Source organism: Rossellomorea vietnamensis (genome assembly GCF_008180615.1).
Lineage (GTDB): Bacteria > Bacillota > Bacilli > Bacillales > Bacillaceae_B > Rossellomorea > Rossellomorea vietnamensis_D.
Genome location: NZ_VTEH01000025.1, coordinates 13,994 through 26,704 on the forward strand (window position 1 = coordinate 13,994; position 12,711 = coordinate 26,704).

General features: G+C 45.1%; 9 protein-coding genes. 6 read left to right on the forward strand and 3 right to left on the reverse strand.

Annotation, left to right across the window (positions count from 1 at the left end):
* Positions 1-105: 105 nt before the first annotated feature.
* Together FZC79_RS21340 and FZC79_RS21345 are read right to left on the reverse strand one after the other, a co-directional pair.
* Positions 106-861: a TraR/DksA C4-type zinc finger protein gene (locus FZC79_RS21340; RefSeq protein ID WP_148948667.1), complete on the reverse strand. Its 756-nt coding sequence runs from the start codon at positions 859-861 to the stop codon at positions 106-108.
* Between the two features lie 1,730 nt (positions 862-2,591).
* On the reverse strand, positions 2,592-3,512 hold the full coding sequence (locus tag FZC79_RS21345) for a 1,4-dihydroxy-2-naphthoate polyprenyltransferase (RefSeq protein WP_148948668.1): 921 nt from the start codon (positions 3,510-3,512) through the stop codon (positions 2,592-2,594).
* A 472-nt stretch (positions 3,513-3,984) separates the two neighbouring features.
* Between FZC79_RS21345 and FZC79_RS21350 the strand changes: the two genes are divergently transcribed.
* From FZC79_RS21350 to menC, 6 genes are all read left to right on the forward strand, one after another.
* Entirely contained in the window at positions 3,985-5,391 is a 1,407-nt protein-coding gene (locus FZC79_RS21350; RefSeq protein WP_148948669.1) for an isochorismate synthase, read from the forward strand.
* A complete protein-coding gene (gene menD, locus FZC79_RS21355; RefSeq protein WP_148948670.1) occupies positions 5,381-7,114 on the forward strand; it encodes a 2-succinyl-5-enolpyruvyl-6-hydroxy-3-cyclohexene-1-carboxylic-acid synthase in 1,734 nt (577 codons plus the stop codon). The genes FZC79_RS21350 and menD overlap by 11 nt, the downstream gene beginning before the upstream one ends.
* 108 nt (positions 7,115-7,222) lie before the next feature.
* Positions 7,223-8,029 carry a 2-succinyl-6-hydroxy-2,4-cyclohexadiene-1-carboxylate synthase gene (menH, locus tag FZC79_RS21360; protein WP_148948671.1) on the forward strand — a complete coding sequence of 269 codons (807 nt, stop codon included), beginning with the start codon at positions 7,223-7,225 and terminating at the stop codon, positions 8,027-8,029.
* A gap of 14 nt (positions 8,030-8,043) precedes the next feature.
* Positions 8,044-8,862: a 1,4-dihydroxy-2-naphthoyl-CoA synthase gene (gene menB / locus FZC79_RS21365; protein WP_113927219.1), complete on the forward strand. Its 819-nt coding sequence runs from the start codon at positions 8,044-8,046 to the stop codon at positions 8,860-8,862.
* 504 nt (positions 8,863-9,366) lie between these two features.
* Entirely contained in the window at positions 9,367-10,869 is a 1,503-nt protein-coding gene (locus FZC79_RS21370) for an o-succinylbenzoate--CoA ligase (RefSeq protein WP_148948672.1), read from the forward strand.
* Positions 10,856-11,962, forward strand: coding sequence for an o-succinylbenzoate synthase (gene menC / locus FZC79_RS21375; RefSeq protein ID WP_148948673.1), 1,107 nt, complete (start codon positions 10,856-10,858; stop codon positions 11,960-11,962). Before FZC79_RS21370 ends, menC begins: the two co-directional genes overlap by 14 nt.
* Positions 11,963-12,509: 547 nt before the next feature.
* Here menC and FZC79_RS21385 read toward each other — a convergent pair.
* Positions 12,510-12,665 carry a DUF1540 domain-containing protein gene (locus FZC79_RS21385; RefSeq protein WP_148938098.1) on the reverse strand — a complete coding sequence of 52 codons (156 nt, stop codon included), beginning with the start codon at positions 12,663-12,665 and terminating at the stop codon, positions 12,510-12,512.
* Between the last annotated feature and the right edge of the window lie 46 nt (positions 12,666-12,711).

A 12,711-nucleotide genomic window follows, 5' to 3' on the forward strand; every position in this document is an offset into this window, starting at 1 on the left:
TATCGGTGCTTCCCTTCTGTCTTAGTATGTAGGAGGCCGATTCCACCCGGCCCCCAAGTGTGAGTAAAGATATCTATACATCATCAGGCATCTTAGCCTGTGACTTTATTTTTTCTTATCGGAAACGTAGCTGTCCTCTTTTTTATATGGAATATCTCCAAGTGGGGATTCTAGTTCTTCCCGATCTAGATTTTCTTCGTACTTTTCCATCTTCTCATTTGGGACGACTTTCCTGTCCTTACCTTCAATGTCTGTCGCAGAGAAGGAATCAATGTCTTCGGTATTTCCGTCATTTGAATTGACGCCATCCTGGTACATGGAATCGTAATCCTCATAGGTGCCCTGAAAGTCGGATGGGGTTTCAGAAGTACCATATCTTCCGGCTTCCTGGAAGCTGTCCTGATAGTCTTTGATTTCATCCCGGCGGCCTTTGATATAACTGTCATTCTTAGGCGGAGTGAGGATTTCTTCCTCTACGGGCCTGTCTCCTGCAAGTGATTTCTCCGGCGTATCCTCTACACAATAAAGAGTAGTCGGCAGTACTTCCAGCCTTCCATACTCAATCTCCTTGCCGCATACCTTACATTCTCCGTAAGTCCCATCTTCCATGGCAGAAAGTGCTTCTTGTACTTTTTCCATCTCCGATTGAGCATGTTCGTCAAGGGCAAACCCTTTTTCACGCTCATATAACTCTGTACCGAGATCGGCAGGATGGTTATCGGCCGTATTCAACTCACCGTATCTTTCCTGCTCAGATTGGTTGTGCAGGGTCTCCTTGTCATTATCCAGGCGCCTTTGCAGCTGTTCCTTCCGCTCAAGCAATTCATCTTTTAACTTGCCAAGCTGTTTATCCGTCAACATCCGTTTCACGTCCTTTATACCTGTTTTTATATCGATGTAAACATTTTAGTGTAAAAAGTTACATTCATTTTCATGTATGTTGTACTTTATCCAATATGGCCGGTGTGGAAACATTATTTTGTTTTATGGAAAACTTTGAGAGGCTGCAGAACAAGTGAATCATGGTTAGTTGTTTGATTGATTTGGTTTGGTTTGGCACCTGGGGAAAGGGTTTTACTGAGTGTTGTTGGGCAGTTGGCAAAGTGATTTAAAATGTGGGAGATTGTGCTTTGGGGAGGGACATGTGTGAGTGCTTTTAAGCTGGATGTGTATCCAGAGAGTCGAGGTGGGTACACGAGTTGCTGCTTTTTAATGAAGATATGTATCCAGAGAGTCGAGGTGGGTACACGAGTTAGTGCTTTTTAGTGAAGATGTGTATCCAGAGAGGCGAGGTCGGTACACGAGTTAGTGCTTTTTAGTGAAGATGTGTATCCAGAGAGGCGAGGTCGGTACACGAGTTAGTGCTTTTTAGTGAAGACGTGTATCCAGAGAGGCGAGTTGGATACATGAGTAGGTGCTTTTTGGTGAAGACGTTGTATCCAGAGAGGCGAGGTGGATACATGAGTGAGTGCTTTTTAGTGAAGATGTGTATCCAGAGAGACAGGGTGGGTACATGAGTAGGTGCTTTTTGGGGAAGACGTGTATCCAGAGGGTCGAGGTGGGTACATGAGTGAGTGCTTTTTGGTGAAGACGTGTATCCAGGGAGGCGAAGTGGGTACATGAGCTTGTGCTTTTAGATGTAGATGTGTATCCAGAGGGTCGAGGTGGGTACAAGAGTAAGTGCTTTTTGGTGAAGATGTGTATCCAGGGAGTCGAGGTGGGTACACGAGTTGATGCTTTTTTGTGAAGATATGTATCCAGAGAGGCGAGGTGGGTACATGAGTAGGTGCTTTTTGGGGAAGACGTGTATCCAGGGAGGCGAGGTGGGTACATGAGATGGTGCTTTTTGGTGAAGATGTGTATCCAGGGAGGCGAGGTGGGTACACGAGTTGATGCTTTTTAGTGAAGATATGTATCCAGAGAGACGAGGTGGGTACATGAGTAAGTGCTTTTTAGTGAAGATATGTATCCAGAGAGGCGAGGTGGGTACACGAGTGAGTGCTTTTTGGTGAAGACGTGTATCCAGAGGGTCGAGGTGGGTACACGAGATGGTGCTTTTTAGTGAAGATGTGTATCCAGAGAGGCGAGGTGGGTACATGAGTAGGTGCTTTTTGGTGAAGATATGTATCCAGAGAGGCGAGGTGGGTACATGAGTAGGTGCTTTTTGGTGAAGATATGTATCCAGAGAGGCGAAGTGGGTACAATAGTGTGTGCTTTTGGGTGAAGATGTCCTAAAAGATTTTTGCTTTAGAATGCTATTTTATCTCCTCCACATTTTCACGTGGAAGGATTGGAGCGTAAGGCGTGCGACCTCCTGAGGGACTAGTGGTCGTCTAGTTCCAGCACCTAGCCCCTCGGGGTTAAATAACCTCAAGAGAATAAAAGGAAAAACCGCCTTTTTTCTCTTGAGAACATTTGCCTGTCGGGGCTGACCGAGGCGCTTCCACATTTATACAGGCGAAGCCGAGGAGGCCGGGCGCCCGCCCCGCGGAGTAGCGTGCCTGGAGCGGAAATCCATTACTTTAAATATAGCCACTATCTTTGCGAAAACAGCCATTAAGAAAGACCAGCCGATAAAAGGCTGGTCTTCTTTAGATATAACTGATGAACAGCCCGATTGAAAGCAGAAAACCAAAAATGGTATTTGTTTGCGCAGTTGCTTTCATGGCCGGCATCATTTGGATAGGCATCGTTTTTCCGATGAAGCCTTTATATGCTTTATAAGCTTTTGGGATGCTGACTAAACAAATCAGCAGCCAAGGGGTAAAGGAACCCGCTAGGACCAACCCGATGATCCAGATGTAGGATAGTGCAAACATGGCACCCAGGAGGTTGATTGCTTTTTTTCTTCCAATAAGGATAGCGAGTGTCTTTCTTCCGTTTTCTTTATCTCCGTCGAGATCACGGATGTTGTTGGCCATCAGGATCATGCCGACCAGGATGAAGATCGGGATGGAAATCAATATGCTTGAAAGGGTCACTGTACCGGTTTGGATATAGAAAGAGATCAATATGATGACAATTCCCATAAAGAACCCTGCTACGACTTCACCAAGAGGCGTGTAAGCAATTGGAACAGGTCCACCAGTATAAAAGTAGCCTGCCGCCATGCAAACTAAGCCTATTACCGCGAGCCACCAGCTGCTGTTTGCACAGATGTACATGCCTAGTAAAAATGCTATGCCATATAGGCCGAACGCGAGATTCTTGACAGTGGAAGGTTTCACTCCGTTGCGGACAATGGCTCCGCCTATGCCGATGGAATTCTCATTATCGAGGCCTCTGGCAAAATCATAGTATTCATTGAACATGTTGGTTGCGGCCTGAATAAGGATGCTGGCCGCCAGCATAGCTAAAAAAAGAAGCCAGTCAATTTCCCCGTATTGAACAGCCAGGGCGGTTCCCAGCAGGACGGGTACAAATGCGGCTGTAAGTGTATGCGGTCTGGTCAGCTGCCACCAGATACGCCAGCCTTTATCTGACTCCACAATATTGGACGTATAAGTCTCCATTTTTGTCTCTCCTTAATTGTGGAAAATAGTAAGATTACAATTGCTTTACAGATTAAAGTTTAGGTAAAGGACACAAATGTGTCAATAACTTTTTCAAAAAGCCGGAAGGTGTTATTTTCCATAAGCCGAAAGGCAAAACGTTCCGTTTCTCAAATGAGGAAAAAGAGGTTATTATATAATAAGGAAATAAATTGTTGAGCGTTGACACGAATATACGTCAGGTGTATCTTAAAATAGGTTTAATCTTAAGGAAAAAGCTGTTTTCGTATATTGCTGCTTTCGGAAAAATCCCAAGAGCCGGATTTTTCCCCGGATACTAAAGATTATCTCTCTTAACGGAGAGAGTAGCTCTTTTCTTTCTGCTTATCAGAATACTTCCGGTAAAATATGTCGTAAATCTATAATAGTCATATTAAATAGCAACAATGTTTACGGAAAGAGCCTAAGGAAAAGGCTTTATGGGGGGATTGTTTTGAGTATTATACAAGATATCAAAATCGGGGGAAGCTTTGACAAGGCTTTGGCGAAAGCGAAGGCTGAAGGCATACCGGTTTTATACAGTGCAGTTCAAAAAGTCAGCCACGTAAACCCCCTTTCATTTTATTCAAAGGGTATCTCTCTATATAATGGAGAACGCTTTTTTTGGAAGGATAAAGAAAATAATACAAAAATCGCCGGTTTAGGCAGCACATATATGCTTAGAAATGATTCGGAGGATAGTCGTTACACTTCGATTGAAAATGAGTGGAAGCGCTTAATTTCAAATGCAGTGATAGAGTCCGACCGGGAAATCGGCGGGACGGGACCATTGTTATTCGGCGGGTTTTCGTTTGATCCATCTGTTCCCCGGTCTAAAGAATGGTCCGATTTTTCACATGGTATCTTTCAGATGCCGACCTTCATGTTGACCGTTACAGGCCAAGAATGCTATCTCACGACCAATATCCTCTGTACATCCCAGGATGACGAAGGCTTGCTGAATATTATGGAAAAGAAGCAAGAAGAGCTGCTGGGGCAAAAGTCAGCGGGTACCTCCAACTTGAAATTGGTTGAAACAACGGAAATTGCTCCGGAAGAATGGAAGGAAGCTCTTGGGGAAGTTGTTTCCCAGTTGAAAAATGGAGACATGGAGAAGGTTGTGCTGGCGAGGAAAATGCTGATGTCATTCAAGGACAGGCCCCTTTCAGATGAGGTGATTCAAAACCTGTGGAATGAACAGCAGGACAGCTTCATTTTCTCCCTGGAGGTGGCTAACAGCTGCTTCCTTGGCGCCTCCCCGGAGCGGCTGGTGAAAAAAGCAGGTGAAGATATTCTATCTACCTGCCTTGCGGGATCCATTGCAAGAGGGGGCAATCCGGAAGAGGATTACAAGTTGGGCGAAAGCCTGCTTCAGGATGATAAAAATCTCTATGAACATAATCTTGTGGTGGACATGATCCGTGAAGTCCTGAAGCAATATTGTTCAGAGATCGACATGCCGGATAAACCTGAACTGATGAAGGTAAGAGACATTCAGCATCTCTATACTCCGGTAAAAGGAAAGGCCTATCAAGAGACCTCCATCTTGAACGTCATTGCCCAGCTTCACCCAACCCCTGCTCTTGGCGGGGTACCGAGGGAAAAGGCTATGAAGACGATCAAGCATGCTGAAAAAATGGACAGGGGCCTGTATGCTGCTCCTGTTGGCTGGATGGATTCATACGGCAATGGCGAGTTCGCTGTAGCGATACGTTCCGGTCTGATTCATAAAGATGAGGCCTATCTATTTTCAGGCTGCGGAGTTGTAGCAGACTCTACAGCGGAAAGTGAATATCGCGAAACACAAATCAAATTCAAACCAATGTTCCGGGCTTTAGGAGGAAATACTGATGGACTATGATCATCAGAAAGCTTTAACCGAATATCTTTCTGCTTTTATAGAAGAATTACATGCTTCGGGAGTCAATAAAGTGGTGATCAGCCCAGGCTCCCGTTCTACGCCTCTGGCGCTCCTGTTCGCCAAACACCCAAATGTGGAGGTCTTCATCAATATAGATGAAAGGTCGGCTGCCTTTTTTGCGTTGGGGATGGCTAAAGCGGACAATGAACCCGTCGCAATTCTCTGTACTTCCGGGACGGCCGCTGCGAACTATTATCCTGCGGTCATCGAGGCGCATTATTCACGCGTGCCGCTGGTAGTCCTGACAGCAGACAGACCCCATGAATTGAGAGAAATCGGTGCGCCACAGGCCATTAACCAAATCAATTTATTTGGCAGCCATGTGAAATGGTTTGATGAAATGGCACTGCCTGAACATACCGATGCAATGGTTCAGTATGCCAGGAGAGCCGCTTCCCGTGGAACTGCTCTTGCACGAAGCCTGCCAGAGGGACCTGTCCACTTCAACTTTCCGCTCAGAGAGCCTCTTGTACCCGACATGAATCATTCTTTTAAAGAGGGCAAAGTACAGACTGCGGTTGCTGCAGGTGCAGGAAGTGTATCAGCTGCAGTTCTGGAACGACTGTCTAACCTTCTCGTCCATAAGAAAAAAGGACTTATAGTCTGTGGCCCGCAAACAGATTCCAATGTCGTTGAGGCTATTGTCAAGCTGGCAGAAAAGACTCAATTTCCAGTGCTTGCCGATCCGCTTTCTTCCTTAAGAAGCGGAAGCCATGATAAATCAAATGTCATTGACGGTTATGACAGCTTCCTGCGCATAGAGAAGTTTAAAGAATCGGTGCAGCCTGATATTGTCATCCGTGTTGGTGCAATGCCTGTTTCGAAAGCATTGACTCTCTATCTTAAGAATCAGGAAATCGAGCACTGGGTCGTGGATTCCGGCGGGAGCTGGCGGGATCCAGCTGGGAAAGCAACGGAAATGATTTTTGCAGATGAGGCAGAATTTTTAACTTCCCTGTCCGATTCAATAGAAACCGCTCATTCCGATGAAGTGTGGCTTCGAAAGTGGAGCGGTATCAATAGCAAAACACAAGAAATAATCGCAGAGTATCAAAGCGGGAATGAACCATTGGACGAAGGGATGGCAGTGAGAAGCTTAATTTACAGCCTCCCTGAGGATTCGATTGTTTTTACGAGCAACAGCATGCCGATTCGGGATCTCGATACCTTTTTCTCCAACAATGATAAAAGAATACGTGTACTGGGAAACCGGGGCGCAAATGGGATTGACGGAGTAGTTTCCACGGCCTTGGGAGTCAGCACTAGTGGAAAGCCAACCTGCCTGGTAATTGGCGATCTTGCCTTTTACCATGACATGAATGGTTTGTTAGCCGGAAAAATGCACGATTTGAATTTGAAGATTCTGCTGGTCAATAATAATGGAGGCGGCATTTTCTCTTACTTGCCTCAGGCAAAAGAAAAAGATTATTTTGAACATTTATTCGGTACTCCCGCAGACCTTGATTTCAGCCATGCTGCTAACTTATATGGTGCAGCTTATTGGAAAGCAGAGACCCATGAAGCGCTGACAAAAGCGCTGGCACATTGGCAATCTGCCCAAGGCCTGTCCATCATCGAAGCAATCACAAACAGAGATGAAAATGTCCGTAACCATCGAGAAATGTGGAATAATGTTTCCCGGGAAATAGAAAAGCTGCTATAGTTCGTTGGAATATTTGAGAAAGTCCACGAATAACTGGGTAGAAACGCAGAATTTAGCTTTTCAACTCTAATAAGAGCTAGCCGGAAATTAAATTTTTTTTCAGGGGTTTTGCTAATGGTTATTAATGGTGTCCCTTACCATATCGATATCAGAGGTGAAGGCACTCCTGTACTGCTTCTTCATGGATTTACGGGTGATGGCAGTACATGGGATCACCTTCTTCCATACTTAAATGATTACAAAACAATTGCCGTGGATCTCCTGGGACATGGCAAAACGGATTCACCTGAAGATCCTCAACGATACAGGATGGAACAGGCAGTGAACGACTTAAATGTTATTCTGGAAGAGTTAGATATCACTGAAGTATATCTGCTTGGCTATTCTATGGGAGGAAGACTGGCACTTGCCTTTGCATCAGCTTTTCCTGACAAGGTGAAAGCTTTGATTTTAGAAAGTTCTTCACCAGGTCTTAAGCTGCAATATGAGCGGAGACAAAGGTCAGAAGGTGATGAAAAGCTCGCGGATATGATCTTGTCTAAAGGGTTAAGTGAATTCGTGGATTACTGGGAAGGTATTCCCTTGTTTTTATCCCAACACCGGCTTCCGGCAGCTGAGCAGGAAGCGATCAGGCAGAACAGGCTTTCACAGAACCCGCTTGGTCTCGCTAACAGTTTAAGAGGGATGGGGACAGGCAGCCAGCCTAGCTATTGGGAGGAATTAAGTAATCTTCCGATGGGGATGCTTTATATAGTAGGAGAACTGGACAGGAAATTCTGCATGATTGCTGAGGAAATGAAAGAAAGTGCACAGAATGCTTCTATTATAAAAGTTCCTGGCGCAGGTCATGCATTACATGTGGAAGAACCTGAAAAGTTTGGTACAATAGTAAGGAAGTTCTTAAAGAATACATAAGGAGGTTTCCCGTTATGTCATTTGAATGGGTAAGCGCAAGAAATTATGAAGACATTCTGTATGAAACATATAATGGAATAGCGAAAATCACGATTAATCGTCCTGAGGTCCGCAATGCATTCCGTCCGAAAACAGTCATGGAACTGATTGATGCATTTGCATATGCAAGAGATGATTCCAATGTAGGCGTAATCATCCTGACCGGTGCAGGAGAGCATGCATTCTGTTCAGGAGGAGATCAGAGAGTCCGCGGCCATGGCGGGTACGTTGGGGAAGATGAAATTCCTCGTTTGAATGTTCTTGACCTTCAGCGTTTGATCCGTGTAATTCCTAAACCGGTCATCGCAATGGTAGCAGGATATGCTATCGGCGGAGGCCATGTGCTTCATGTTGTATGTGACATCACTATCGCTGCAGACAACGCTGTATTTGGACAAACTGGTCCAAAAGTGGGCAGTTTTGATGCAGGATACGGTGCTGGTTATCTTGCTCGTATCGTAGGCCACAAGAAAGCGAAAGAAATCTGGTACCTGTGCCGTCAGTATGGCGCAGAGGAAGCTCGGGAAATGGGCTTGGTCAACACGGTGGTACCTTATGAGAAGCTGGAAGAAGAAACGGTTCAGTGGGCATCTGAAATGCTTGAGAAGAGCCCGACTGCACTTCGCTTCCTGAAAGCGGCATTCAATGCAGATACAGACGGCCTTGCTGGTCTTCAGCAGCTTGCTGGCGATGCAACACTTTTATACTACACAACAGAAGAGGCGAAAGAGGGCCGCGATGCGTTCAAGGAAAAACGTAAGCCGGACTTCGGACAATTCCCTCGTTTCCCTTAATAGGAAAGATGTTTAGGCAAGCTTGATGGGATTTCCCATCAAGCTTTTTTCAAATTTACTTATTCATTTGGTTGAAGTGCTGCGGATGGTTGATAGAATGAGCAAAGTGGTTGATAGAACCGGGAAAGCGGCTGATAGGGTGAGTAAACCGGTTGATAGGCCGTGCAAAGTAGTAGAAGATAGACTGGTAAAAGCCATTGATTGAACAGAAAAATATCTGCTGGTACCAGGGTGCTCATTAGCCCCATACATACAAACATACTTATGATTACAAATGGCTGTTTACCCATCTCTTGTTGCTTTCGGAAAAATCCCACGAACAGGATTTTTTCCCGGATACTAAGTTTTTCTGTCTAAACGGAAGGGGCAGCTCTTTTCTTTCGTGCTTACCAGGATATTTCCGGTAATGAATTATTTCATAGTATTCATACTAAATAGCAACAAAGGTTACGAAAAGAGCATTACTAATTAAAGAAAGAATCACAGAGGATTGGAGACTTCAAAATGGAGAATCATTTATTCCTGCCCAACTTATTAAAACAGAGAGCCTTCTTGACTCCGGAGCGAAGGGCGTTAACTTTTGAAAAGGATTCATATACTTTCAGGGAAGTTTTTAAGGTTGCGAGCAGCTGGGCGGGGACGCTGGTAAATCAGTTTAATCTCAAGAAGGGAAGTAAAGCTGGAGTATTGATCAAGAATACAAAAGAGGGTTACTTCCTTCTGCTCGCCCTTCAGCAGGCAGGTGTAACGGCGGTGATGCTGAATAACCGCCTGACTTTAAATGAACTAAGGTTTCAAATTCAGGATACAAGCGTCGATGCCTTAGTTTTTGATGAGGAATTCCATAGAGCGGCTCATGAGTTAAAGAAGAATATTCGAGATGAACATATTTTCTCGCTTTCTGAGGTGGATTCTAAGCAGGGTGGTGAATTTCTCCCGGAGGAACAAGTGGAGATGGATAGTATCTGTACAATTATGTATACGTCCGGAACAACAGGCAAGCCAAAGGGAGTACTGCAATCATACAATAATCATTGGTGGAGTGCCGTGGGTTCTGCTTTGAATCTCGGGCTCAAGGACACCGATGTTTGGCTGTGTGCTGTTCCGCTGTTTCATATCAGCGGTTATTCAATTTTGATGAGAAGCATCATTTATGGAATGGAAATCAAGCTCCATGAGAAGTTTGATGAAGAAGTTATTAACCGTGAGCTGAAAAATGGCGGCGTTACAATCATCTCAGTCGTTAGTGCCATGCTTCAAAGACTTCTGAAGAACCTCGGGGAGGAAGGCTATCACTCCGACTTCCGCTGCATGCTGCTTGGCGGGGGGCCTGCACCGAAAAGTATGCTGGAACAGTGTAAGGATCAAAGAATCCCCGTCTTTCAAACGTATGGGATGACCGAGACCTCTTCACAATTTGTGACTTTATCTCCTGAGGACAGTCTCACTAAACTAGGATCTGCGGGAAAGCCTTTATTTCCCTGTGAATTAAAGATTATACATAGAGGTAAAGAAGCTACTGCCAATGTACAAGGTGAAATTGCTGTCAGAGGTCCAAATGTAACCAGAGGGTATTATAATCGGGAAGAGGCAAACCAAGCGAGCTATGTCGATGGCTGGTTCTTGACGGGAGATATTGGCTATCAGGATGATCAAGGCTTTCTCTATGTTCTGGACAGGCGTTCAGACTTGATCATATCCGGAGGCGAAAATGTCTATCCTGCTGAAATTGAGTCCGTACTGGCTGCTCATCCCGCTATCATAGAGGCGGGTGTTATAGCCCTTCCATCCCAGGATTGGGGGCAGGTTCCTGCTGCTTTTATTGTAAAAGAAAGGCCGCTTACTGCGTCTGAAGTGAAGGATTTTTGCCGAAGCAGGCTTGCGGGATACAAGGTTCCTCATTATTTTTACTTTATAGAAAGCCTGCCCAGGAATGCATCCAATAAACTGCTGCGCAAGGATCTAAGGGAGCTCATCGAAAAGGGGAATTTTAATGAAGATCGATAAGGTGAACCTTCATGTGATAAAAATGGAGTTGAAAAAGCCTTTTTCGACACATCTTGGCACGGTGAAGGACCGCGAAGGCATTATTGTGGAAGTAGTGGATGAAAACGGAATCAGGGGATACGGAGAAGGAGTTGCCTTCAGCACTCCGTGGTATACGGAGGAAACCGTCGGCACAACTCTTCATATTCTCAAAGAGGTATTAATTCCGCTGCTATTGAAATCGACATTGGTTCATCCCCGGGAAGCTTCCTCATTGTTCTCAACTGTAAGAAGAAACAATATGGCAAAAGCTGCTTTGGAGTGTGCTGTTTGGGATTTGTTCTCCAAACAGCTGGATGAGCCATTGTGGAAGGTGCTTGGCGGAACCAGAGAAGTGATTGCGGCGGGTGCAGTAGCTGGTGCTCCTTCCGTCACCCAAACCATTGAGCAGGTTCATGAGTTCGTCAGGGATGGTTATGAACGAATTAAAGTGAAAATCTCACCTTCAAGTGACTATGAATTGATAAAAGAAATTCGCCAGGAGTTTCCATATCTGCGGTTGATGGCAGATGCCAACTCTGCGTTTACATTGGATGATATAGAAAGGTTAAAGAGGCTGGATGAGTTTCATTTGGAGATGATCGAACAGCCTTTGGGAATTGACGACATTTTTGAGCACAGCCTGCTTCAAAAGGATATGAAGACCAGTATATGTCTTGATGAGAGTATCACATCCTTCCATGACGCCAAGAGTGCCTTAGCCTTGGGAAGCTGCGGCTACATTAATATCAAGCTTGGCCGGGTCGGCGGCTACTCAACGGCAGTGTCCATTCATGACCTGTGCGGGCGTGAAGGGGTGCGGGTCTGGTGCGGAGGCATGCTTGAATTCGGGATATCCCGTGCCCATAATATTGCTCTTTCAACTTTGGAAGGCTTTGATTTTCCTGGGGATATTTCTTCTTCATCCCGTTACTGGGAACAGGATATCATCGAGCCGGAAATACAGGTCATCAACGGAAAAATTAATGTATCTAAGGAAGCGGGAATTGGTGTGGAGCTGAACAGAAAGAGGCTGAAGGAAGTCACTTTGTTTACTGAGGAGTATTCGCTTTGAAAATTGGCGTGAACACCATTTAAGAAAATAGCTTTTCATTTTTAAAAAAGGCTCAATTCGTAAACTTTGTTGCTATTTTATATTAACTTTGTAAGATACCCGCTTTATATTCTGGTATGCTAAATAAATGAACTGCTCCACTTCTATTGCTATAGAATGTGTTTTTACCTTTATCCCCCTTTACGTAGGAGGATTGAAGCGGAAGGCGTACGATCTCCTGCGGGACTAGCGGGACAGGTGAGACCCCCAATCCAGTTCCAGCGCCCAGTCCCTCGGGGTCAAATAACCCGAAGAGAATAAAAGGAAAGTTCGCCTTTTTTTCTCTTCGGAACATTTGCCTGTCGGGCCTGATCGGGGCGCTTACACTTTATATACAGGCAAAGCCGAGGAGGCTCACCGCCCGCCCCGCGGAGTCGTCCGCCAGGAGCGGAAATCCATTTCGTTCAAAGCAGCTATAATCTTCGCGAAAACAGCCTTAAAAAAAGTTAAGTTCGGAGATCCACTAATTTGAGAAAGGAGGCTGAAAGAATCAGCCTCCCTTTTCACATTATGAAATCGGTTCAAATGTTTTACAGTCAGTTTCATGCTGATCATCAGCCTGTTTCCCTGTATGGCTGACCACATAAATTTGTTCGGCACCACAGTGGTTTCCTTTTTTCCAGAAATGACAGTTGTTAACCTCACAGAGTACGTCCTTTGCCATCATTATCACTCCCATGTTAGAAATGCCGTACATAGTTAGTTTTAAT

Excerpts from the sequence above, each read along its gene's own strand:
- FZC79_RS21340 (WP_148948667.1), bottom strand. The coding sequence starts at position 861 with ATGTTGACGGATAAACAGCTTGGCAAGTTAAAAGATGAATTGCTTGAG.
- FZC79_RS21345 (WP_148948668.1), bottom strand. The coding sequence starts at position 3,512 with ATGGAGACTTATACGTCCAATATTGTGGAGTCAGATAAAGGCTGGCGT.
- menD (WP_148948670.1), top strand. The coding sequence starts at position 5,381 with ATGGACTATGATCATCAGAAAGCTTTAACCGAATATCTTTCTGCTTTT.
- menB (WP_113927219.1), top strand. The coding sequence starts at position 8,044 with ATGTCATTTGAATGGGTAAGCGCAAGAAATTATGAAGACATTCTGTAT.
- FZC79_RS21370 (WP_148948672.1), top strand. The coding sequence starts at position 9,367 with ATGGAGAATCATTTATTCCTGCCCAACTTATTAAAACAGAGAGCCTTC.
- menC (WP_148948673.1), top strand. The coding sequence starts at position 10,856 with ATGAAGATCGATAAGGTGAACCTTCATGTGATAAAAATGGAGTTGAAA.
- FZC79_RS21385 (WP_148938098.1), bottom strand. The coding sequence starts at position 12,665 with ATGGCAAAGGACGTACTCTGTGAGGTTAACAACTGTCATTTCTGGAAA.